The 22,279-nt window shown below is 58.9% G+C and carries 29 protein-coding genes and 1 tRNA gene; 22 read left to right on the forward strand and 8 right to left on the reverse strand.

Features of this window, described 5'->3' with window-relative positions:
* Positions 1-76: 76 nt before the first annotated feature.
* The 12 genes from FZZ88_RS07910 (at position 77) to FZZ88_RS07965 (ending at position 10,195) form a co-directional block, all read left to right on the forward strand.
* Positions 77-652 carry a DUF2808 domain-containing protein gene (locus FZZ88_RS07910; protein WP_166017470.1) on the forward strand — a complete coding sequence of 192 codons (576 nt, stop codon included), beginning with the start codon at positions 77-79 and terminating at the stop codon, positions 650-652.
* Positions 653-698: 46 nt separating this feature from the next.
* Entirely contained in the window at positions 699-836 is a 138-nt protein-coding gene (gene rpmH / locus FZZ88_RS07915) for a 50S ribosomal protein L34 (RefSeq protein WP_115024114.1), read from the forward strand.
* A 61-nt stretch (positions 837-897) separates the two neighbouring features.
* The gene (locus FZZ88_RS07920; protein ID WP_115095038.1) at positions 898-1,284 is read left to right on the forward strand and encodes a ribonuclease P protein component; all 387 of its coding nucleotides are present in this window, start codon (positions 898-900) and stop codon (positions 1,282-1,284) included.
* A complete protein-coding gene (locus tag FZZ88_RS07925; RefSeq protein ID WP_166017471.1) occupies positions 1,281-1,688 on the forward strand; it encodes a PH domain-containing protein in 408 nt (135 codons plus the stop codon). Before FZZ88_RS07920 ends, FZZ88_RS07925 begins: the two co-directional genes overlap by 4 nt.
* A gap of 56 nt (positions 1,689-1,744) precedes the next feature.
* A complete protein-coding gene (yidC, locus tag FZZ88_RS07930) occupies positions 1,745-2,875 on the forward strand; it encodes a membrane protein insertase YidC (protein WP_166017472.1) in 1,131 nt (376 codons plus the stop codon).
* Positions 2,872-3,408: a DUF177 domain-containing protein gene (locus FZZ88_RS07935; protein ID WP_166017473.1), complete on the forward strand. Its 537-nt coding sequence runs from the start codon at positions 2,872-2,874 to the stop codon at positions 3,406-3,408. The genes yidC and FZZ88_RS07935 overlap by 4 nt, the downstream gene beginning before the upstream one ends.
* Positions 3,405-4,895: an AAA family ATPase gene (locus FZZ88_RS07940; RefSeq protein WP_166017474.1), complete on the forward strand. Its 1,491-nt coding sequence runs from the start codon at positions 3,405-3,407 to the stop codon at positions 4,893-4,895. The genes FZZ88_RS07935 and FZZ88_RS07940 overlap by 4 nt, the downstream gene beginning before the upstream one ends.
* A 15-nt stretch (positions 4,896-4,910) precedes the next feature.
* Entirely contained in the window at positions 4,911-5,135 is a 225-nt protein-coding gene (locus FZZ88_RS07945; RefSeq protein WP_166017381.1) for a hypothetical protein, read from the forward strand.
* 42 nt (positions 5,136-5,177) lie between these two features.
* A complete protein-coding gene (gene serS, locus FZZ88_RS07950; protein WP_166017475.1) occupies positions 5,178-6,455 on the forward strand; it encodes a serine--tRNA ligase in 1,278 nt (425 codons plus the stop codon).
* Positions 6,456-6,479: 24 nt separating this feature from the next.
* Positions 6,480-7,562: an RIP metalloprotease gene (locus FZZ88_RS07955; RefSeq protein WP_166017476.1), complete on the forward strand. Its 1,083-nt coding sequence runs from the start codon at positions 6,480-6,482 to the stop codon at positions 7,560-7,562.
* A gap of 57 nt (positions 7,563-7,619) precedes the next feature.
* Positions 7,620-7,922, forward strand: a complete 303-nt coding sequence (gene rpsN, locus FZZ88_RS07960; protein ID WP_166017656.1) for a 30S ribosomal protein S14 — start codon at positions 7,620-7,622, stop codon at positions 7,920-7,922.
* A 107-nt stretch (positions 7,923-8,029) separates the two neighbouring features.
* A complete protein-coding gene (locus tag FZZ88_RS07965) occupies positions 8,030-10,195 on the forward strand; it encodes a polyribonucleotide nucleotidyltransferase (protein WP_166017477.1) in 2,166 nt (721 codons plus the stop codon).
* Between the two features lie 7 nt (positions 10,196-10,202).
* On the opposite strand, the gene FZZ88_RS07970 is transcribed toward FZZ88_RS07965, so the two are convergent.
* Positions 10,203-11,120, reverse strand: a complete 918-nt coding sequence (locus FZZ88_RS07970; RefSeq protein ID WP_166017478.1) for a 3'(2'),5'-bisphosphate nucleotidase CysQ — start codon at positions 11,118-11,120, stop codon at positions 10,203-10,205.
* A 26-nt stretch (positions 11,121-11,146) separates the two neighbouring features.
* Here FZZ88_RS07970 and rsmI point away from each other — a divergent pair, with 26 nt between their 5' ends.
* On the forward strand, positions 11,147-12,004 hold the full coding sequence (gene rsmI, locus FZZ88_RS07975) for a 16S rRNA (cytidine(1402)-2'-O)-methyltransferase (protein WP_166017479.1): 858 nt from the start codon (positions 11,147-11,149) through the stop codon (positions 12,002-12,004).
* Between the two features lie 19 nt (positions 12,005-12,023).
* Positions 12,024-12,260, forward strand: a complete 237-nt coding sequence (locus FZZ88_RS07980) for a hypothetical protein (protein ID WP_115095031.1) — start codon at positions 12,024-12,026, stop codon at positions 12,258-12,260.
* A gap of 19 nt (positions 12,261-12,279) precedes the next feature.
* On the opposite strand, the gene FZZ88_RS07985 is transcribed toward FZZ88_RS07980, so the two are convergent.
* On the reverse strand, positions 12,280-13,026 hold the full coding sequence (locus FZZ88_RS07985) for a helix-turn-helix domain-containing protein (protein ID WP_166017480.1): 747 nt from the start codon (positions 13,024-13,026) through the stop codon (positions 12,280-12,282).
* 88 nt (positions 13,027-13,114) lie between these two features.
* Here FZZ88_RS07985 and FZZ88_RS07990 point away from each other — a divergent pair.
* From FZZ88_RS07990 to FZZ88_RS08000, 3 genes are all read left to right on the forward strand, one after another.
* Positions 13,115-13,188, forward strand: a tRNA-Arg gene (locus FZZ88_RS07990).
* 186 nt (positions 13,189-13,374) lie between these two features.
* Complete coding sequence (locus tag FZZ88_RS07995; RefSeq protein WP_166017481.1) at positions 13,375-13,593, forward strand: hypothetical protein; 219 nt, start codon at positions 13,375-13,377, stop codon at positions 13,591-13,593.
* Entirely contained in the window at positions 13,590-14,009 is a 420-nt protein-coding gene (locus FZZ88_RS08000; RefSeq protein ID WP_166017482.1) for a hypothetical protein, read from the forward strand. Before FZZ88_RS07995 ends, FZZ88_RS08000 begins: the two co-directional genes overlap by 4 nt.
* 768 nt (positions 14,010-14,777) lie before the next feature.
* Here the strand turns inward: FZZ88_RS08000 and FZZ88_RS08005 are convergent.
* From FZZ88_RS08005 to FZZ88_RS08020, 4 genes are all read right to left on the reverse strand, one after another.
* Entirely contained in the window at positions 14,778-15,026 is a 249-nt protein-coding gene (locus tag FZZ88_RS08005) for a DUF1651 domain-containing protein (RefSeq protein WP_166017483.1), read from the reverse strand.
* 57 nt (positions 15,027-15,083) lie between these two features.
* Positions 15,084-15,299: a hypothetical protein gene (locus FZZ88_RS08010; RefSeq protein WP_226397812.1), complete on the reverse strand. Its 216-nt coding sequence runs from the start codon at positions 15,297-15,299 to the stop codon at positions 15,084-15,086.
* A gap of 927 nt (positions 15,300-16,226) precedes the next feature.
* Entirely contained in the window at positions 16,227-16,412 is a 186-nt protein-coding gene (locus FZZ88_RS08015; RefSeq protein ID WP_166017484.1) for a hypothetical protein, read from the reverse strand.
* Positions 16,405-16,641 carry a hypothetical protein gene (locus FZZ88_RS08020; protein WP_166017485.1) on the reverse strand — a complete coding sequence of 79 codons (237 nt, stop codon included), beginning with the start codon at positions 16,639-16,641 and terminating at the stop codon, positions 16,405-16,407. The genes FZZ88_RS08015 and FZZ88_RS08020 overlap by 8 nt, the downstream gene beginning before the upstream one ends.
* 52 nt (positions 16,642-16,693) lie before the next feature.
* Between FZZ88_RS08020 and FZZ88_RS08025 the strand changes: the two genes are divergently transcribed.
* The 4 genes from FZZ88_RS08025 to FZZ88_RS08040 all read left to right on the forward strand — a co-directional run bounded on the left by FZZ88_RS08025 (position 16,694) and on the right by FZZ88_RS08040 (position 18,380).
* Positions 16,694-17,353, forward strand: a complete 660-nt coding sequence (locus FZZ88_RS08025; RefSeq protein ID WP_166017486.1) for a hypothetical protein — start codon at positions 16,694-16,696, stop codon at positions 17,351-17,353.
* On the forward strand, positions 17,353-17,784 hold the full coding sequence (locus FZZ88_RS08030) for a hypothetical protein (protein ID WP_166017487.1): 432 nt from the start codon (positions 17,353-17,355) through the stop codon (positions 17,782-17,784). The genes FZZ88_RS08025 and FZZ88_RS08030 overlap by 1 nt, the downstream gene beginning before the upstream one ends.
* A 23-nt stretch (positions 17,785-17,807) precedes the next feature.
* Positions 17,808-18,119: a DUF2973 domain-containing protein gene (locus FZZ88_RS08035; RefSeq protein ID WP_206339204.1), complete on the forward strand. Its 312-nt coding sequence runs from the start codon at positions 17,808-17,810 to the stop codon at positions 18,117-18,119.
* Positions 18,120-18,224: 105 nt separating this feature from the next.
* A complete protein-coding gene (locus FZZ88_RS08040; RefSeq protein ID WP_166017488.1) occupies positions 18,225-18,380 on the forward strand; it encodes a hypothetical protein in 156 nt (51 codons plus the stop codon).
* 1,414 nt (positions 18,381-19,794) lie between these two features.
* Here the strand turns inward: FZZ88_RS08040 and FZZ88_RS08045 are convergent.
* The gene (locus FZZ88_RS08045; RefSeq protein WP_166017659.1) at positions 19,795-20,628 is read right to left on the reverse strand and encodes a PfkB family carbohydrate kinase; all 834 of its coding nucleotides are present in this window, start codon (positions 20,626-20,628) and stop codon (positions 19,795-19,797) included.
* Positions 20,629-21,152: 524 nt separating this feature from the next.
* The gene (locus FZZ88_RS08050; protein WP_166017489.1) at positions 21,153-21,413 is read right to left on the reverse strand and encodes a hypothetical protein; all 261 of its coding nucleotides are present in this window, start codon (positions 21,411-21,413) and stop codon (positions 21,153-21,155) included.
* A gap of 294 nt (positions 21,414-21,707) precedes the next feature.
* On the opposite strand from FZZ88_RS08050, the gene FZZ88_RS08055 reads away from it, so the two are divergent.
* Entirely contained in the window at positions 21,708-21,887 is a 180-nt protein-coding gene (locus tag FZZ88_RS08055; RefSeq protein WP_166017490.1) for a hypothetical protein, read from the forward strand.
* Positions 21,888-22,279: the final 392 nt, after the last annotated feature.

Below are 22,279 nucleotides of genomic sequence, written 5' to 3' on the forward strand. Positions count from 1 at the left end.
CAGATCACCCTCCGGCCCCTGAATTCACCGCCCAGCGATTGGACTCAGGAGAATCCCATTTATCGAGACGTTTCCTATGGCCCGTTCCACTACACGACGTTTGCTCGCTGGAGCCGGCACTGCAGCGGCTCTGCTGATTGGCTCAACACTGACCGGCATTTCAGAGCAGACCGCGCGCGCCCAGGGCACTCCTGGACTGATGGAATTCCGCTGGGACACGGACCGCGACTACCGCAAGCTGTACTACTACCAGACCTCCAACATCGAGAGCGACCGCTCTGAATGGTTTCTGACCTTGCGTGAAAAGGACCGCAAGACAGCGATCCTCAAACTCACCGTCACCGTGCCGGACTACTTCGACTCCAAGCTGAAACCCCACCGCATGCGCCTGTGCCGTACCACCGTTGGCGGCATGATGAGCCGGAGCAAGTGCCTCGAAGAGATCCCAGCCGTCATCCAGGTCAACGAAGACCAGACAGCGATTGAGGTCTTCCCCGACACACCGCTGCCTTCAGACGGCGACTACTCGCTTTCCATCAAGTTGTTCAATCCCCAGGGGAAGCGCATGTATCAGTTCAACGCCCTGGTGCAGGCTCCCGGAGATGTGCCGATGTCCGGCTACCGCGGCAGCTGGCTGATTGATGTGGACTGACTGATAAAATCCCAGATTCAGATCGGCCGGTAGCCAGGAGACGTCCATGACTAAGCGCACCCTCGGAGGAACAAGCCGCAAGAGGAAGCGCGTCTCGGGTTTCCGTGTACGCATGCGCTCCCACACCGGCCGTCGCGTGATTCGTACGCGTCGCAAACGAGGCCGCGCTCGTCTCGCAGCCTGATCGTTGGGGATGAATCCAGGGGGTTCATCCCGTCTTCGACCCCACTCAACAGGATTGGTTGATGGTCCTTCCCGCCTCCATGCGATTGCGCGGGCATCGATGCTTCAACCGCTTGCACCGATCCTCAAAGCGCCAACACGGAACCTTGATGGTTCTGCGCGTTGCCGCAGGAGACTCCAATCTGCTTCGTCGAGAGATGCGGGGCATCCAGGATCAGTCCTGCCGCTGCGCTCTGGTGATCAGCAGCAAGGTGAGCAAGCGCGCTGTCAAGCGGAACCGCCTCAGGCGACTTCTGCACACGCACCTGCGTCGACGTTTCGAACGACGTAGCGATCTGGCAGGGCGCTGGCTTTTGATCAGCCTTCGTCCAGAAGCCGCGGAAGCCGAACCCACACAGTTGCTCGAAGAATGCGACAGTCTTCTGAGAAGCGCCGGACTGGATCCATGACCAGCATTCAGGAAGATGTCCACTACGACGGTGGACCAGCCCGCGGAGACCTGATCTTCAACATTCTGCTCGGCTTCACGCTGATCGGTCTTCCCTTCACCATCGGCGCCGTTGTGCGTGCCCTGTGGCTGCGCTTCCGCATCACCAGTCGCCGGATCTCGGTGACGGGCGGCTGGATGGGAAAAGACAAAACCCAAGTGGTTTATTCCCAGATCACCGAGGTCCGCACCGTTCCCAGAGGCTTTGGCGCCTGGGGAGACATGGTGTTGGTTCTCCAGGATGGCGCCAGGCTCGAAATGCGCTCGATGCCTCGTTTCCGGGAGATGGAGGCCTACATCCTCGAGCGAATCAGCAGCCGGGCTGCAAATGCGCAGCAGAAATCGACTGAAGGTTTCGCCGCCTGAGTGCAGCTGTTCATGCACACTGGCCTCACAACGTCCCGCCCCCCCGTTTCTTCAACGTGATCGGATACATCTCCGACAACCTGCTGATTCCAATCCTGGACTTCTTCTACGGATTGGTGCCCAGCTATGGCTTGGCCATCGTCGCCCTCACTCTCGTCATTCGGATCGCGCTCTATCCCCTGAGCGCAGGATCGATTCGCAGCGCCCGGCGCATGCGTATCGCTCAGCCCGTGATTCAGAAACGCCAGGCTGAAATCAAGAGCCGGTTTGCCAACAACCCTCAGAAGCAGCAAGAGGAACTGGGCAATGTGATGAAGGAGTTCGGCAGCCCCCTGGCGGGATGTCTGCCGCTGTTAGTGCAGATGCCGATCCTGTTCGCTTTGTTTGCAACGCTGCGGGGTTCGCCGTTCGCGGACGTTCCGTACACCTTGAACATGAAGGTGATGCCGGCGGACCAGATCGCTGCGGTTGAACCCAAGCCGTTCAACAGCGCCAGCCATTCGATCTTCATTAGCGAAACCGACCACGTTCCGGTGATTGCCAGCCTGCCGAGGGGCACAAAGATCGGCGTTGGCGACAGTGCCACGGTGAACCTTCACACGAAGGATGGCCGAGCCTTCAGTGACGTTCTCACAGGTGTTGAAAACTCTGGACGCTTCGCGCCGAGGTGGGAAGTGACCAAGGGTGATGACATCGTGAGCGTCAGCGATGACGGAACGATCACCGCACTCGCGGCCGGCGATGCCACCGTTGAAGCAAAGATTCCAGGCCTGGCAGCCCGTAGCGGCTTCCTGTTCATCAAAGCCCTGGGCCAGGTCGGCTTCTATGCCGATGGTGCGATCAATTGGGATATCGCCATTCTCGTCGCCGGCTTCGGCATCACTCTGTTCCTGTCGCAACTGCTGTCGGGTATGGGGATGCCTGCGAACCCCCAGCAATCCACGGCCAACAAAATCACCCCCGTAATGATCACGGGAATGTTCTTGTTCTTCCCCCTACCGGCCGGCGTTCTGCTCTACATGCTGATTGCCAACGTGTTCCAGGCACTGCAGACCTTCATCCTCAGCAAAGAGGCACTGCCCGAGAATCTCCAGAAAATCCTGGACCAGCAAATGGCTCAGAAAACGGTGACGGTTTCGGCCACCTCGGGCGGATCACGGCTGCCGTTTGAACCGAAGGGCAAGTGATCGAGGCACTGGAGCCTGTTCCCCTCCAGGAGCTCCGGGCCTTGGGCACACCGAAGGTCTGGGAGGTTCAGGGAGAGCTCGAACAGCTCCCCTCTCTCACACCAGTGCGAGGCCATGTCTCAGCAGAGCACCGCGGCAACGTCTTGGCGGTTCAGGGGAAACTCAGCACGATCGTGACCCTCTGTTGCGATCGCTGTCTGAACCAGTTCAATCAAAACCTCAGCTGCACCCCCTCTGAATTGATCTGGCTGGGCGCAGCCCCACCAACGGCCGACCAGCTAGAGCATTCTGAAGAGGTCGCCCAGATGGAAGGTCTGGTGGATGTTCTCGATCCACGCGGCGAATTCGATCCCCAGCGATGGGCGTTCGAGCAGCTCAATCTGATGCTGCCCGTCGTGAATCACTGCGGTGATCACTGTCCAGGCCCACCGGGCCTAAACCTGAAGCCCGTGATCTCAGACTCCACATCGAAGGAGGTTGATCCCCGCTGGCAGGCCCTTGAACAGCTCCAACAGCGGATGGAGCAGCAATGAGCAGTGCAGCCTGGGGACACCAGATCGACCTTCTGGTCCGTGCACGCACGCCACTGATCTGGGTCCGCAGCAACGAGGAAGCACGGGTTGAAAGCCTGCTGGCTGAAGCCGCTCAGCGACTTGCACGCCAGCTGGTCTGCTGGAATTTCATCGATGGCATCAGCGGGCCGGTGAATGCCGACGGCCAGGGAAGCCGTCAACCGATGGCCATGCTGCAGTGGCTCCAGCAAAGGGATGCGGGCAGTCCGACCCTGCTGCTCGCCAAGGATTTTCATCGCTTTTGCGATGACCCTGGCGTCGCCCGGATGCTGCGCAATCTCGAAGGATCGCTACGCACTACACCACACACGCTGGTGCTGTGCTGTGGGCAATGGACACCCCCAGGAGATCTCGAAGAAAGCCTCACCCTTCTGGATCTCCCCCTTCCCGACAACGACGACCTGCGCCGACTGATCAGCAGCATCAGCACCAGCAGCGGCAGTCCCCTCCCAGCTCATGTGTTGGATGAACTGGCGCAGGCCTGCAGTGGGCTTAGTGAGATGCGGGTTCGCCAGGTCGCTGCCCGCTCCCTGGCCCGCCGCGGCCAGCTGGGGCCGGACGATCTTCAAGACGTGCTCGAGGAAAAACGCCAGACCATTGCCCGCAGTGAAGTGCTGGAGTTCTGCCGCAGCGACGCGGGCACGGAAGCCATTGGTGGCCTCGAGGGTCTCAAAACCTGGCTGCAACAACGGCACAGGGCATTCTCGGAAGATGCGCGGCGCTTCGGACTGCCTCTCCCCCGTGGGGTGCTGCTTGTTGGTCCCCAGGGAACAGGGAAGTCACTCACCGCCAAGGCGATCGCCTGCAGTTGGTCCATGCCGCTGCTTCGTCTGGATGTGGGGCGTCTGTTCGCAGGTCTGGTGGGGGCCAGCGAGGCACGCACCCGCGAAATGATCCAACGCGCTGAAGCGATGGCGCCCTGCGTGCTCTGGATCGATGAAATCGACAAGGGCTTCGGGGGAGATGGCCGCAGCGATGGCGGCACAACCCAGCGGGTTCTGGCCAACGTGCTCACCTGGATGGCGGAGAAACAGTCACCGGTGTTCGTCGTCGCCACGGCCAACGGCGTCGAGAAACTTCCACCAGAGCTGCTACGCAAGGGGCGTTTCGATGAGATTTTTATGCTTGATCTGCCCAGCAGCGCTGAACGCAACAGCATCCTTCAGCTGCATCTGGAACAGAGACGACCTGGGCTGAAGCTTCCCCTAGCGACCGTGGTGAGCCGCAGTGATGGGTTCTCTGGAGCCGAGCTGGAGCAAACCGTGATCGAGGCGATGCACCTGGCCTTTGCCGACAACCGTGAATTGACGGAACCGGATCTGATTGGTGCCGCCTCCCAGCTGATCCCCCTCTCACGCACAGCCAGCGAACAGCTGGAGAAGCTGAAACAGTGGGCGGCCGGCGGCCGCGCCCGCCCCGCCTCTGTTGCTGGAAGTAACGAAGCCTGACGCGGCGTAACGAACGTGGCGCTGGTTCAAGGCGGCAGTCAGCACTCTCCCTACGGTCCAAACAATTGCCTGACCCACGTGGAGCGCCACAACGACATCGCCACCCAGCTGTGCGTGGCCTGCCTCGGCGCTGGTGTGATCACCACCATGGCCGTTGCCCAGGGTCAGAGCCCCCTTACCGCCCTTGGCATCACCCTGTTTTCAGGCATCGCAGCGGTGATGGTTGGCCAGGTGCTCTGAAACGGCCTGCCATAGGCTGCCGGCGCTGACCCCCATGAAACCGTGCTCGATCAGCGCCTTGTGCGTGACAACCCCGAAACGATCGCCCAGCAACTGGGGCGTCGAGGTAAGGCCGTTGATCTCACCAAACTGCAGCTGATCGCTCAGCAGCAGCGTGATTTGGAGCAACAACGCAGCAGCCTCCAGGCGGAAGGCAATCAGATCGGCAAAGAGGTCGGCCAGCGGATCAAGGCAGGTGCTGATCCCAAAGGCGAGGACGTCGCCGAACTGCGCCAAAAGGGCAATGCCATCAAGCAGAAGGTGGCGGTTCTTGAGGACGAGGAAAAGCAGCTGTCGAGTGAGCTCAAGCAACAGCTGCTTGGTTTCCCCAACTTGCCGGCCGAAGACTGCCCTGACGGGCGCAGTGAGGAGGACAACATTGAGGTGCGCCGCTGGGGCAGCCCACGGGTTGAAGACAACCTGGAAGAGCACTGGCAGATCGCTGAACGCCTGCAGCTGCTCGATACCGAACGATCCGTCCGCATCGCTCAGAGCCGGTTCGTCACCTTGCTGGGCCAGGGAGCACGCCTGGAGCGTGGCCTGATCAACTTCATGCTCGACCTCCATGCGAGCAAGGGGTACCGGGAAGTGCTGCCCCCGGTGCTTGTGAACAGCGCCAGCCTCACCGGATCGGGACAGCTGCCCAAGTTTGCTGAGGAGAGCTTCCGTTGCGCGGATGACGACCTCTGGCTGACACCGACCGCCGAGGTGCCGGTGACCTCCCTACATCGGGACGAAATCATCCCGGCGGATCAACTGCCGCTGCGCTACGCCGCCTACAGCCCCTGTTTCCGCCGTGAGGCCGGCAGCTACGGCCGCGACACCCGAGGCCTGATTCGCCTGCACCAGTTCAACAAGGTGGAGCTGTACTGGTTTGCACATCCGGATCACTCCGAGGAAGCCCACCAGCAGATCACCGCTGATGCAGAAGCTGTGCTGCAAGCCCTGGAGCTCCCCTATCGAGTCTTAGACCTCTGCACCGCCGACCTTGGATTCTCAGCGCGCCGGACCTACGACCTCGAGGTCTGGCTGCCTGGGGCGGGTGCCTACCGGGAAATTTCGAGTTGCAGCGTCTGTGGCGATTTCCAGGCGCGACGTTCCTCCATCCGCACCAAAGAAGGCAAGACAACGAAACTGGTCCACACCCTGAACGGCAGCGGTCTGGCCATCGGCAGAACCATGGCGGCCCTGCTGGAGAACGGCCAACAGGCAGACGGCAGCGTTCTGCTGCCCAAAGCCCTAGTGCCTTACGTCGGCCGAGAGCGACTCCAGCCAGAATGATCCGACCGGAATCCTGACGGGGATATGAACGTATTGGCGGCCCTCCTGGTCCTTGCTCTGCTGATCGTGGTGCATGAAGCAGGACATTTCCTTGCAGCCACGCTCCAGGGCATCCGCGTCAGCGGCTTCTCGATCGGCTTCGGTCCTGCACTGATCAAGAGGCAACGTCGCGGTGTGACCTACGCCCTTCGGCTGTTTCCCCTTGGTGGCTTCGTCGCCTTCCCTGACGACGACGAAGACAGCACGATCCCGGCGGATGATCCGGATCTGCTGCGCAACAGGCCGATCCCCCAGCAAGCCCTGGTGGTTGCAGCTGGGGTGATGGCCAATTTGGCGTTGGCTCTGGTGGTGCTGTTGGGTCAGGCAGCTTTTGTCGGTGTCCCTGCCGCGCCGGAACCGGGGGTCCTGGTGGTTCAGGTGCAACCCGGTGGTGCCGCCGCCCGCTCCGGCCTCCGTGCCGGCGACCAGATCCTCAGTCTGAACACCAATCCCCTAACTGCAGGTCAACGCGGCGTCGAGGCAATGGTGCGGGATGTGAAATCAGCACCGCAACAATCCATCCGTGTGGAGCGAAAACGGGGGGACGAGACGACCACCGTTGAACTGATCCCCGACGATCAGCAGGGCATGGGAAAAATCGGGGCCCAACTGCAGGCCAACATCAGCGGAGCGATGCGCCCAGTGCGTCATCCCGGGGAACTCCTTCTCACCACCGGCTCGCAGTTCACCCAACTGCTGCAGCAAACCGTGCGTGGCTACGCCGGTCTGTTCACCAACTTCAGAGCCACGGCAGGCCAGGTGAGTGGTCCGGTGAAGATCGTTGAAATGGGCGCTCAGCTCAGCCAGCAGGGGGGATCGGGGTTGGTGCTCTTCTCAGCACTCATTTCGATCAATCTGGCGGTACTCAATTCCCTCCCGCTGCCACTGCTCGATGGCTGGCAGATGATGATGCTCGCGATCCAATCCGTTCGCGGTCGTCCTGTTTCGGAACGGATTCAAATGGCCTTTGCACAATCTGGTTTTCTTCTTCTTGTGGGTCTCACCCTTGTGCTGATCGTGCGTGACACCAGTCAGCTGCCCGTGGTTCAGCAATTGATGGGTCGCTGAAGCAGAGAGGGCGCCCGTGTATCGTTGACGATTCAATCGCTCGCTGCCCCCCGCTGCATGGCCAAGAAGTCGATGATCGCTCGCGATGTGAAGCGCAAGAAAATGGTTGAGCGCTATGCGGCGAAGCGCTCAGCACTGATGGCAGCTTTTAATGCAGCCGAAGATCCGATGGATCGTTTGGAGATCCACCGCAAGATTCAGGCTCTTCCCCGCAACAGCGCGCGCATCCGTGTTCGCAACCGCTGCTGGGCCACCGGCAAGCCCCGCGGTGTTTATAGGGATTTCGGCCTTTGCCGCAACCAGCTTCGTGAGCGCGCCCACAAAGGAGAATTGCCCGGCGTGGTCAAGTCCAGCTGGTGATCCATTTCTCGCCATGGCGTTGTCTCGGGGAGGCTTGACCTCCCCTTTCTTGTGAAGAGCAGCCATGAAATGTCAGACTTGGCATTGACAAAAGGACATAAGACGTCGTGCAAGGACAAACCCAGTCGATCTCCTTTGACGGACGTGAGATTCGACTGACCACCGGGCGCTTTGCCCCTCAGGCGGGAGGATCCGTCTTGGTGGAGTGTGGCGACACCGCCGTGCTTGTCACAGCAACCCGTTCCGGGGGCCGTGAGGGCATTGATTTTCTGCCACTGATCTGCGACTACGAAGAGCGCCTCTATGCGGCTGGGCGCATTCCCGGCAGCTACATGCGTCGTGAAAGCCGCCCACCAGAACGGGCCACCCTCACGGCTCGGCTGATTGACCGCCCCATGCGGCCCTTATTCCCCAGCTGGATGCGAGATGACCTGCAGGTGGTGGCCACTTGCTTGTCCCTCGATGAAAGGGTCCCCGCCGATGTTCTGGCGGTAACGGGCGCTTCCATTGCCACCCTTCTGGCAGGCATCCCTTTCAACGGCCCCATGGCGGCGGTGCGCGTGGGTCTACTGGGAGACGATTTCGTCCTCAATCCGAGTTACCGGGAGATTGAACGGGGTGATCTGGACCTCGTGGTCGCCGGAACCCCTGACGGCGTGGTGATGGTCGAGGCCGGTGCCAACCAGCTGCCGGAACAGGATGTGATCGAAGCGATTGATTTCGGCTACGAAGCGATCTGCGAACTCATCAAGGCTCAGGAACAACTCCTCAAGGATCTGGGCATCACCCAGGTGAAGCCGGAGACCCCCGAACAGGACAGCACAGTTCCCGCCTATCTGGCCAAGCAATGCACCAAAGCCATCAGCGCTGTCCTCAGCAAATTTGATCAGAGCAAGGAGGAACGGGATACAGCCCTTGAGAAAGTGAAGGGCGAGGTTTCAGAAGCCATCGCAGCCCTCAAGGACGACCATGCCGTCCGCCAGGCTCTGGCCAGCAGCTCGAAGTTGCTCGGCAACAGCTTCAAGGCGCTGACCAAGACGTTGATGCGTCAACAGATCCTCAAGGACGGCAAGCGCGTCGATGGACGTGGCCTCGACGAAGTGCGTCAAATCAGTGCCATGGCCGGAGTCCTGCCGCGCCGAGTGCACGGCTCAGGTCTGTTCCAGCGCGGACTGACCCAGGTGCTGTCCACCGCAACGCTGGGCACTCCCAGCGATGCCCAGGAGATGGACGACCTCCATCCCAATACCGAGAAGCTGTATCTGCACCATTACAACTTCCCTCCCTACTCCGTCGGTGAGACCCGGCCGATGCGCTCACCCGGTCGTCGTGAAATCGGCCACGGAGCGTTGGCCGAGCGGGCCATTCTTCCGGTTCTACCTGAGAAGGACACCTTCCCCTATGTGGTGCGTGTGGTGAGCGAAGTGCTCAGCTCCAATGGCTCCACCTCCATGGGTTCTGTTTGCGGCAGCACCCTGTCCCTGATGGACGCTGGTGTGCCGTTGAAGGCCCCCGTGAGTGGCGCTGCCATGGGTCTGATCAAGGAGGGCGATGAGGTGCGGATCCTCACCGACATCCAGGGAATCGAGGATTTCCTCGGCGACATGGACTTCAAGGTGGCCGGAAGCGAAAAGGGCATCACAGCCCTGCAGATGGACATGAAGATCACCGGCCTGCCAGTGAAGACGGTGGCCGAAGCCGTCAATCAGGCACGCCCAGCGCGACTCCACATCCTCGAGAAGATGCTCGAGGCGATCGACACTCCGCGGGACAACCTCTCTCCTCACGCCCCGCGCCTGCTCAGCTTCAGGATTGATCCTGAGCTGATCGGCACCGTGATCGGTCCCGGCGGACGCACCATCAAGGGCATCACCGAACGCACGAACACCAAGATCGACATCGAGGACGGCGGCATCGTGACCATCGCGTCTCACGATGGTGCTGCAGCTGAGGAAGCCCAGAAGATCATCGAAGGCCTGACCCGCAAGGTCAACGAAGGCGAGGTGTTCTCCGGGTCGATCACCCGCATCATCCCGATTGGTGCCTTTGTGGAGATCCTTCCTGGCAAGGAAGGCATGATCCACATCTCGCAGCTGTCCGAAGCGCGGGTGGAAAAGGTCGAGGATGTCGTGAAGGTGGGCGACGAAGTCACCGTGCGGGTACGAGAAATCGACAATCGCGGACGCATCAACCTCACACTGCGCGGTGTGCCCCAGGCCGGCGAAACCTCCGAGGTGGAGTCTCAGCCCACCCCGGTAGCACCGCTCAGCTGATCAGGTCTCAGACCTGAAAACCGGGGTCAATCTCGGCCATGGCCCGCGTCGCACGCTCTCCGAGCTCGGCGTGGGCTTTTCCATGGCTGGCGATCAGACAGCCAGCCTGACGAACATCGCCGGTGTTGTAGGTGAGGTCGGCCTGATCCGCATGCGTGAAGCGACCACCGGCCGCCAGCAGAACCGCTTCCGGAGCCGCCATGTCCCAATCCTTGGGAGCGCTCTTGCCGGATAGGGAGACGTAGAGGTCGGTTTCGCCTCTCAGGATCGTGGCCACCTTGAAGCCAACGCTGCCCACTGCTTTGGAACCGCCGAGATTGAGGGCATCAATCAGCTTCACCAGACGGTCGTCGCGGTGGCTGCGGCTGGCCACCAGGATCAGATCCGAAACCGCGGTTCTTTCGCTGAAGCGAACCGGCGACCGCTCACCCTGACGGTCTTCACACCAGGCACCCTCACCAACGAGGCCGATCCACAGCTCATCGGCTTCCGGCAGGAGCACAACACCGATCACCGGCCGCTTGTCGCGCACCAGAGCCAGATGAACGGCGTATTCGCCTGTGCCCTGCAGAAAATCCTTGGTGCCATCAAGGGGATCGAGGATCCAGAGCCACTCCGCCGGTAGCGGTTGGCCTTCGGTGAGCTGCTCCTTGGCGGTCTCCTCACTCAACAGCGTCCAGTCAGCATCAGCAAAAGAGCTGGACAGACCGTCCAGCAACCACTTGTTCACGGCCAGGTCAGCCGCAGACACCGGACCCTCTCCGCCTTCATCAACACTCAAGGCCATGGGAAAACCATGCGGGGGCTGCTCACCGCGTGCATAGGCCCGCAAGATGTCGGCGGCTCCCCAGCTGAGGCGACGAAGTTCCGCCAGCAGAGCCTCCTGGTTAACGCCAGCGGGGAGGACGGCAGAGCTGGGCATCATGATCAACAGAGGCGGTCGCCATTGTGATGCAGCGGGATGAACCAAGCGGCGGCAGCCTCTATCTGGTGGGCACCCCCATTGGTCATCTTGGGGATTTATCCCCGCGAGCCCGCGATCTGCTCAAGAGCGTCGATGTGATCGCCTGTGAAGACACCCGCCACAGCGGACAGCTGCTGAGCAACCTTGGCGCCAGCGGCCGCAAGGTGTCCTTTCATCAGCACAACACCCGCACACGCTTGCCCCAACTTCTGGATCTTCTGGCTGAAGGTCAAAGCCTCGCCGTGATCAGTGATGCAGGCCTACCTGGCATCAGCGACCCCGGAGAAGAACTGGTGGCCGCTGCGCACCAGGCCGGCCATCCGGTGATCTGCGTTCCAGGGCCCTGCGCAGCCACCACTGCTCTTGTGAGCAGCGGATTGCCCAGCGGACGCTTTTGCTTCGAAGGATTTCTGCCTGCCAAGGGGAAAGAGCGACGGGCCCGCCTCGAAGCCATCAGCAACGAAAGCCGAACCACCGTGCTGTACGAGGCACCACACCGACTGATCACGCTGCTCGCGGAACTTCAGCACCACTGCGGAGGAAGCCGCTCCCTTCAGGTGGCACGGGAACTGACAAAACGCCACGAAGAGCAGGTGGGGCCGACGGTGGAACAAGCCCTGCAGCACTTTCAGCATCACCCTCCGCAGGGGGAATGCACTGTTGTGCTGGGGGGAGCACAACCGGCAGAGCCGGAGGAACCCAACGACAGTGACCTGCTCAAGCAACTGCAGGAGTTGCAGGATGCCGGCGCAACCGCCAGTGACGCGGCACGGCAACTGGCCCAGGCCACAGGTCTGTCAAGACGACGGCTGTATTCCCTCCTGCACCAGGGCACGTCAAACTGAGCCTGTCGACGGTTGTGCTGTGTTGATTCGCCTTCGTCTTCTGCTGATCAGCCTGGGGAGTGGTCTGCTGCTCCTGCTCCTGCTCTGCCTTGGAGCGCAGAACCTTCAGGATCGCCAAGCGCTCCAGCTTGGGGGTCAGCGCTCCGTTCCTCTTCCCACCGGTTTTCTCGTGGGGATAGCGCTGGTGATCGGCGTGATCAGTGGCGGAACAAGCACCGCTGTCTTGCTTCCCGATCAACGCGATCGCTTCGATTAGTGGTGTTCAGCTGAATCGCTCAGGCGTCAAGCGCGATCAGCGTTCCATCCAACACCAGCCGTGTGATGCCTCGGGCAAGCAGATAGCTGCTGGTGCGCTGAAAGACAGCGGTATCGGGGACCTTGATCACCCTTTGACTGCGACCGCACTGGCGCTTGGCCTCTCGAGGACTCGCAAACAGACAAAGTCCCTGGCGTGTCTGCTCGGCGTCATCCAGGAAGCCCAACTCTGGAAACTCCTTGAGGGGCCGGGCATCCAGCTCGACCACCTTGTCGACGAGCATGTAGGCGCTGTCAGGGAGCAAATCGACACTGAACGGTTGCGCCTGATTCAGCGGTCGATCACTGAGGTCACCAACACCGGCGAGGGGCACGAGCTCTGTGAAGGTCTCAGTGATGCCGATGTCGTCGTCTTCGTTGAGCTCTTCTTCAGCGTCCTCGCCGAAATCATCAGCGTCATCGAGGGCCAGACTGCTTTCCTCACCTATGAGGGCGTCATCCTCGGGCTCCTTCTGTGGGGATGCAACAGCAGGGGGCTCCGGTTCAGCCTGAATAACGGGCTTGAACGGGGGAGAGGCCGTCGATCCCTTGAGGCGAGTGGCTTTCAGCGCGGCATAAGCATCAGCTGGCAGCAGTGACTTCACCGTGCGGCTGACGGTATTGGGGCTGCAGCCATAGGCCTCAGCCAAAGCAGCTGTTGACTCGCCGGCCTTGTAGCGACCGACCAGATCCTGCTTCTCGCTGTCGCTGAGACGACGCGGCGCCATTGATGCCGACCAAGAGCCCATCAGCTTAGGAGGCACAAGGCATGGGAATCCAGCCCGCCTGAAGCAGCCTGCCAAAATGAGATCGCTTGCTCCCTTAGCTCAGCTGGATAGAGCAACTGCCTTCTAAGCAGTCGGTCGATGGTTCGAATCCATCAGGGGGCGTCAGTTAAACCAAGAGATCTCGGGCTTTCCGGGGTCCGTTTTTTCATGCGCTCAGGCATTTGCACTCACCTTGCACTGAGTGATCGGGGGTCAACGACGGGCGACTTCAAGGCTGCTGGGTGTCCGTTGGTGAGGGCGTGAAAGATGAACCAACGGGAGGCCAATGGATTGGAATTGGTCAGGACGATGTTGCAGGCCGCGGGGCGTGATCCGGAGACGCCGTGGCTGCTGTGGACGAAGGCGTGTGAGGGGTTAATGGCGACCTGGCCGACATTGCCCCGTCATCCGCGGGATGTGGAACGCATTGCTGACGATTGCGAGAACCACTCATTGGATGCGGTGAGGTATGGGATGCAGTGGTGGCGAGACAAGTGGAAGGTGGGGAAGGGCCCGAGGGGGTCGTGAAAATTGTGGCCTGGCCTGAAATCTCTGCTCACGATGAGAGCAGTCAGCCATTCGGAATAGACCACATGAAAGCCCCTATCGAAGATTTCAAGCGCGGCTATTGGAAGTCCTCCCTGCTCGTTTTTGGAGTGATCTTGATGGCAATGCCAATAAGCGTTGTCAGGGCAGAGCAAAAAGGGTGGCAAGAAGTCAGAGATGACTTCTTAGAGGGAGACCCAGAACTTCTGCAACTTCACTGTGATCGGGGTGATGAGGCCAATAAAAAATCAATATCAGCATTCAATGATGAATGGGTAAAAAACATCCAAATACTGCGATTCGAAGCAGGTGTCGCAACACGTCGACCTGATAGTTCAAATCTTTTTTTCAGCGGATTATCAATGGCCATGAAATCTCGTTGCCCTGGTGTTTGGTGATTAAGCTGCAGAAGGGCGACACGGTGCGATTGGCGCAGATCGTGACGCAGGCTGAATTTGGGCTGGCGTCATGTGATGACGACGGGTCTGGATGGGAAATTGACGGGGTGGTGATGTCGCTATCTATCTCCCGATAAAACCTCACACACAACACCCCGTCAGCAATGGCGGGGTTTATTTATGCCGGAGAGTCAGGGCTCCACCTCAGCACCCCAAGCCGGGGCAGTGGTTAACCAGCCCAACCGCAGGCTCTTTCCAGAGGTGAGATCAAGCTCAAGTGTTGATGCCACTTAAGTAGCAGGTGATGCGTAAAGCTGTCGGAGGCCAGGGTTAAGACATAGGTGCTCTGTTTGATTTGCACTTCACGGAGCGGCGAGGTCACCCTGTTCGAGGAGTGGTGGCTTCGCTTGGCACAAGAAGAAGGCCCCTGCAGCTCTATAGAGGGGCCGACCCTCACGAGCAAAACGCTCGCATCGCAAAGGTAATGATTCTCGCTTTTCCTTTCGGTGCGGAGGGTGACAGCGAAAAGAGCAATCCGTTCACAATTACTTAAGGATGAGAGTGCCTACTTGAACTAGACGATATAGAGGATGAAGGTAGTGTCCGCCGGGGCTGCAGAGCTGCACCCAAAGGGTTGGCACTGGGCTTAACGAGGGCCCGGCGCTTTCCCAATCAAAAGCCCCCGCTTGTGGGCGAAGGCTCAGGCTGAAGTGAACTATCAAAGCAACAAAAATCGGAGAGCTGCTTGCTCTTAGGTTGCGTTATCGATCACGGCTCTACCTCTGCACCCCAAGCCGGGGCAGTGGCAGGCCAGCCCAACCGCAGAAGCTCTTTCCAGCGTTGCTCTGCAGCATCGCGACGCAGGTATTCCCGCCGCTTGAGCAGGGCTGGCTGGCCGCTGGGCATCTCCCGCCCGTGATCGACGAACACCCGTGGATCACGGATCCAAGCCTTCTCATCACGGTGAAACCGGCAGATCCAGAACCCCTCCCGGTCGATGAGCCAGCCATCCCGCATGGCAACCCATGCAACTACTTATGCACTAGCCCTGGCGTTGTTGATCTGGCAACGGGGCTAGCGGTCCCAACGGCGCCGTAGTCGAGGGATCACTAGGAAATCCATCACCGCAAAGCTGATGAGGCAGGGCAAAAAACCCTTCTCCACGACACCGCACACCAGCCGCCGTGGATCCAGCACGCAGACCACCAACTGAGCAAGCCAGAAGATCGCCACCTTCACGGCGAACGAAGTCAGGGCGAAACGCTTTTCCGCTGCACTGAGACGAAACACAGCCAGCAGTCAGCACGCCGTTCCCACAATCGGCCGATTCGCGCCAGAAGGCAATGAGCACGACAGCTGATTGCCGGGCGCTCCACGGCTGCCGAGAGTGTGTGCATCGAGATCGGAGGAGCCCATGACGGCCGACACTCCACCTGAGCAAATCGCAGAAGCAGCCTGACTTTCTGGCCCCTGCTCCAACTTTTCAACCCAAACGTGAGCGCCTCGTCTGTGACGACACTGATGTGCGTCTGATCAGTCGACACTCCTCTGCACCGTCCGTCTAGGTGCCCTGTAGGAGTCCCGCTTCACACCTGGTCCAAATGGCCCCAGGGTTGCCACAAGCCAGACGCTTCGACCTTCTTCTTTCAGTTCACTGTTCTTCGATAAAGCATTTCGCTTCACGGATACAGCTTCACTGATTAGGTCGATCGCAATGCATAAACGAGCGAGTTAGGCCGTCTTTCCATCGGGAAGGGCGGCCTTCCTCTTTGAAAAGGCTAGAAATTGTTCCCCTAAGCAGCCTTGCTGTTTTTGCAGGGACGTTCACCTCGCCTCAACTTGAGCCACATCGCTTTCTCCAGAGCCGTGAGCTTTGGAGACGTTTCATGCAAAGCAGCTTGAGCACGTGCCCTGGCCGCAATGATGAAGCGGGCTGTCTTGTCTACCCCGTCGAATGCCATGTCCATAAAGAGGGAGACAGTCGAAAAGTAGAGACCCGAAATGAGCGCGCATCGAATGACAGTGAGCCCTCACTTGAGCGAGCGATCATTGGCTCGAATATCTACAACCCCAAGAAGCTCGCTGCCACCGACCGGCATATGCCAGTCAGCACCACGGGATTTAGGTAATGAGAAAAATCGGATAACTCTCGCTAGCACTGACGACAGAGGAGCAATCACTGGTCTTCAGTCAAGGCCCAATGCTTCTAGCCACCGATTAGGAACTGGCGCTTTCGCTACCGCCTTCAAGCGATTTCTCCAGCTGATCAACATCCTTCTGCAGTTCCTCGACCCGCTGCTGCAGCTGTTGCTCGCGAACGTGCTCGGCCTCGTCCATCTGCTGACGGCCGCCGTTCATCATCTCGGTGTAGGTCAGGGCCCTGGGATTGATCGGCTCAGCCATCAGTTCTGCACCGCCATGGCTTCGTGCTCCAGCTCATCCAGCTGCAGGTGAGGAGCCGCTGATGCAGGGCAATCAGTGTGAGCCCACGGCGCACACCCTCAGCTGCGCAGGTGCCGATCGCCTTGCGATTCGAAGCATCCAACTCAGGGTTGGAGAGTTGGGTGAAATGCACCTGCAGCTCTTTGTTGACCTCGATCATTGCGCTGATGACCGGTTCAACTGAGGGCATCGGGAGCCTGCTGCGGGCAGATCGAAGATGAACTGCTGCGCCAAAAGCAGTTGTGAGACAACGCATCACGATTCAGGCGAGAGGTCGCGAATACCCAGCGCTGGATCCCGGGTATTACGACCTGTCTCCAGAACAACAGACCACTTATCTCGATGCTTTAGACGACAGAGATAACCGGGAACAAGGGGAGACCACATTTGATCGCACTGCGCTCGCTCTCACGGATGTCGCTGCAGCGCAGGGGAAGAAGGTCACGCAGCTGGAGCGTCTCGTTGAATCCCTGGTGGGCGAGGTCCGCGAACTCAGGCAGGAGTTATCGCAACGTGACCAAGCGCTGGAAATCAAGAAGGCAGACAGCTTGGTGGAAGCCGAGTCGAAGCTGGCTCAAACAGTTGTCAGCGCTGCTGCCGTAGAGGCATCACTGCGCAATCAAACGGCTGGAAGTCAGGCGGAGATGGAACGGCAACAGGCTGACCATCGAGGACGTATGGAAGCAACCGAACGCGTTGTTAGTGACCAGGAAGGGCGACTGAAATCCAGCGGGCAGTTGTTCCAAGAACGGGGCAACGCGTTGCAAGACCAGCTGGCAACAGCAGAAGGTCGCCAGGCAAAGGTTGGCGTTCAGCTGGAAGAGCTGGAAGAGCTGGAAGGTCGCACCGATGCGTTGAGCCTGCCTGATCCGCAGTTCACACCAGTACCAGGGAGGGGTTGATGGCAGAACCCCTAAAGCGCAAGCCAGTGACGCTGGAAAAGTTCTTCAAGGCGGCGAATTCTTTTGTTGAGATTCGCCGTCATGCCAAATCGGTATGGGAGCTGAGCCGTGATGCAGAAGGCGTTGCTGAATGGTGTTTAACGCGTCTTGAGAGAGGGCTATTTGACCCGTGCGGTGATGTGGATGAGAAGTCTTATCTGCAGGACGTGCTGAGGGTTGCGCAAGGGGAAATGGACCGGGGTTTGGGTCCAGTCCGTAAGCAGTTGGAACCACCAAAGGCAATCACTCAGAAGTCGATGGAAGCCATCGAGAGGGAACAAGCAAAAGAACGCGAAAGGGCGTGGGAGATCAAGCGTCAGTTGCTGATTGAGCGAGAAGAGCGACGTCGGAATGGGGATGTGCGCCGCAGGGCTTTAGCGGGGGCTGCATGAGCATGAGACACAGGGAAGCGGTGATGACCGACGTCGTGGAGCCACCCACTCAGCCGACAAAACCAACGGTTAACATTTCTTCATATTTCGTTGGGCGGTCTGTGCTCTCAGGTCTTTTCCCTCTCGCTTACGCAGCAGTATTGACGTGCTTGCTCCTCCAAGCGTTTCGAATGATGCGTCTCTCGTCTGCGTCGGCGGTTAGCGCTCCAAGCGACCGAACAGGGCTGAAAACCATTCATCCAGAACTGCTTGACGAGAACGGTGTGATGACCAACGAAGAGCTATGGGCTGTGCGTTTCTCAGAAAAGGACGGTGTTGTTTTCCCTGAGGCGTGAGCTGCGCTTTGCTGAATTGGACCCACTCAGCCTCTGCAATCAGCTCTGACTCTCTGGCGTTCAGGTCTTGGCTAAGAGATCATCCACACAATTGCACTCAGGTCAATGACTAAAAACCCCCTTAAGGAACTAGTTGGTGCAGATCGTGATGCCTATTTCTGGATCAAGAAGAAGCTCGGTCTTGGTGAGTACCAAATGGGGGCACTTGTCTGGTTTTCGGGTTTAATTATCGGGATACTGCTTGGTGTGTGGATCGGCTGAACCGCCGTGGTTATCGGTGGGCATCGCTGGTTTCATCAGGCGTCAGCGATCCATTTGCAGGCGGCCACGGTTAGTGGTGTCCAGACGGCGGCGACAACAGCGATAACGAGCATTGGTCTTATTCTCTCTGCATTCACGGTCGCTGAGGAGGCACCCTCACCGCATCGCTAAATCGAGGGATATTTGCGGGCTGATTAGCCCCAGTTGAGGGATGCGCTACTCCCAGTGGTCGGATGAAGGTGTGAGCAGTCGCCAGGAACTATCGAGGCAATGCGCCTTAATGCCGATGACTTTGTGCCCTTAAGGCCCAAAACTGAGTGCATCGAAATCGGAGGCGCCCATGACGGCCGAAACTCCACCCCAGCAGATTTAAGAAGCAGACTGACTTTCTGGCCCCTGCCCCAACAGTCTCAAAAATGACCTGGGTTGGTCGTTTGGTTAGGTACACATCAGATACGTCACGCCAATCGACGCTCCAACTTGCATCGCCTTAGGTGCCCTCGGAGAAAACGACCCAACACCTAGAGCAAATGGCCCCAGGGCGCCTCTAACCAGACGCTTCGCCCCTCTCTCTCTTCAGCAGTGATGGGTTGAACCATGCACAAACGAGCGAGTTAGGCCGTCTCTCCACCGGGAGGGGCGGCCTTCCCCTTTGGGCATTAGATCTTGCGCCTGGAGACAAGGCCGAACAGCAGAGGCAAAAAAGTAACGAGCAATACATAATTTGAGAACATCTGTAACTGCACAAACACGTTCCACCGATTACAAAAAGACGGCCATTGGCTCTTCTGTCATGTTCGAAAAGCTTGTTGTTATTCAGCTTGGCGCTCTCCTCTTCGCCAACACTCATGATCACGACACGGAATGGGTGAAGTGGGGAGGGATCGTCGTTTCTATTGCAACGGTCGTTGTGGGTGTAGCGACTTGAGGCCGATCGCCCTAATGGTCGACTAACCCTGCAGAAGAGAGCTAGGCCGTCTTTCCACCGGGAAGGGCGGCCTTCCTCTTTGAGCCCTCACTCAGACAAACCATCTTTCGCTCGGATATCGACAACCCCAAAAAGCTCGCTCCCACCGACCGGCATATGCCAGTCAGAGCCCCGGGATTTAGGCAACGAAAAACCATCCAAAACCTTTGCAATAACTGAAGGCGCTACTGCCTGCTAAGCAGTCCGTCGATGGTTCGAATACGTAAGGGGGCGTCAGTTATGGAGCGGGCTTTCAGCGAAAGCTAAGACCCTTTTCTCTTGATTGATACTTTCTGTGGCCCAAACTGTGGTCCAAACCAACTAGCCAGAAGCCTGGTTAGCGGCGCCTGAAGCTTCAGAGCACCAACTGCATTGCTGTGTTGCTTGCAGCGGATGTTGGCTTCGATGATTTCGTTCTTCAGGACGAACCGGCCCAGTTGACTTTGACTAGCCGTAGGGTCCAAAGCGCGTCGCACAGGCGGCACCACATTGGGCACCCAAAGCGATGGCCTTCTCCAAGGACCAACGCGCAGCAAGACCGGTGACCACCCCTGCTGCAAAGCTGTCACCGCAGCCATAGCTCTCGACCAATGGCCCCGGGAGGGGTGCTGGGTTATAGCGACCGCCCGGAAGGCTGAGACCCCCTGCGGCACCTTCCGTTCGAATCAGCGTTTGGGGAGCTGGGTTCAAGTGCTCCGGCCCCACCCTCTCACTCGGATCAAGGCCACTGCCAATCAGGGCGTCGAGGGACACCTTGGCCTCTTGAAGCACAGGCAAACGAACCCGTGGAGTCGCGGCAAGGACTGCAGCAGAGCGGCAGGCTTTCAACAGAGGGGCATCAGCTGCCGTGACGAAGAGGCCGTCGCACTCGCCGAGGACCTCCCAGGGCAGGTCATCCTCGAGTGATGGGGTCAGTCGCTCGCCTATCACGGTGATCGCCCGGTCCCCCTCGCCATCGACCAAGCTCACGCCCCGCCGGGTTGGTGCCTCCCTCCAAGCGACATGAACCTCGAGGCCCAGATGTTCGAGCCGCTTGACGCAGGCTTCCCCGACCGAATCCCGGCCTAGGGCCGTAAAGAACTGGACGGGCTGCTGCTGCAACCGTGCCATCTGCACAGCAACGACGGCACCACCACCAGCAGGTTCCTGCAAGCTCCGCAGGGCGTGACCAATGGCCCCGGGACGGGGCAACTGATCCACAGCCAAAAATTCCACCCACTCAACATGGCCGACTACGGCCAAGTGCAAGGGCGGCAGGGCTGAAGCGGAAGGCAACTGCAGTCCAAGACGGCTGGAGTCCCATCCTCTCTGGTGATTCGGCCCGGATCAGATGACGGCTGCAGCAGCTCCACCAGACAGCCAACACTTGAAGAGTTCAGAGACATTGGCGCGTAGTGCTGTAACCAGTTCTTCCAGCAGGAACAACCACTCAGACCACGAGAGCCAGGGTGATATTGAGGATTGCTAGCCCAACAAGGAACACTGAAGCCAACAAGGACGCCTCAGGAAAGAACTTCGCAATCACGAAGCCAACCCCGAGAAACACTGATGACAGCAGAATTGCAGTGAGGTCAGTTGCCATACGCCGGTGCTTGGTGGCTCACTGACGATGACAAGAATTCTGTTTGATCGTGGTCAGGGAGAAGGAGGCCGCCGTAAGCCTCCCCTCCGCTGCGGCAAAAAGACTCCTGACGCATTCCAACCCCAGGAGCTGAGCCCTTCTCGCCGACACCAACCTGAAGCAGCTATGTGACCAGGCTGTGTTCCGCAGCAGAGGGGTTGATGACCAGTTGCGACTCCCTGGCCTAGTCCGCCTCAGTGCCCGCCAGGGTCAGGAAATTGGTGATGTCTCCACCGTTGCAGTAGTGGACAGCTACAGGTCGCTCTAAGAATCCAGGCTTGCCATCTTTGTCGAGGAACTCAACACCAGTCAGATCGACGATTGCAGCCTCAGCGTTCTTCACGCATTTCACGAACTCCTTGGATTGCTTGGCCATCGGCGCCAGCAACAAAAGAGCTCCAAGCACAGCAGCCCCGATCAGACCCTTCTCAATTTTTGAGTTCATGCTCTTTGTTAGTTGGTCCAAAGGTTTTAGGAGAGAGGAGCCATGTTCGCTAGGAACATTTGGGCAGAACCCTCACTCAAAACAGTTTTCGTAGATCGGCGTAATTGTGGGCCATCCATCCGTCCCCAATCGGGGATTACTCAGTGCGCTTCGGGTGCCCAGCCCATCTCCTACTGCCAGGCAGGCGCCCAGAGCATGCAGCGCTTCTTTAGGTGTTGGCGATGAATGCCTTCCCTCAACTGGTTGATTTGTGAGGGCCGTCGCTATACACCGATTAACTGCTGTCAAATGCTGATGAGCTGGCGTCTGAATGGTCTTGCTCCGTGGAAACCGGTCCGCGCTGTCGTCTTCGCAGATAAGAAGGTCTTCTTCTGGATCAAGGGAAAGCTCGGTCTCTCTGAGTACCAGATGGCTGCGTTGGTCTGGATGAAAGGTCTGGTGATCGGCGTGCTGTTGGGGGCCTGGTTGTTCTGACCAGACCGCGAAGAGATGGATTATTTCAGTAACAAGACACGCGTTGAGCAAATCAAGCCCAGGGTGACGACGTCATTACCCCAAGAACGACATGGTCAATTAACCGGTGGTTTTGCCTGAGAGGAATCTCCGGAAGCCGTTGAATAGCGACCATCAGCTCATCCCTTCGAGGAGAGGCGAATACCTCACCAGAGGAGGGAATAGGGAGCCTCCTTTTTCGTGGGTTCCTGACCTCAGTACTCTTTTGGTCGTCATGGCAACCACTAATAGGTATTTCTTACGTCATTGTGCAAGCGCTCCCTTTTGGCGAGGGGGTGATACGTCGTGCAGGGAGAGGGTGGGACCTCTCCTTTTTTTTGGCCGTTCGCAAACGAAGCCCACGAACGAAGCCC

Source organism: Synechococcus sp. PH41509 (assembly GCF_020514285.1).
Classification (GTDB): Bacteria; Cyanobacteriota; Cyanobacteriia; order PCC-6307; family Cyanobiaceae; genus Parasynechococcus.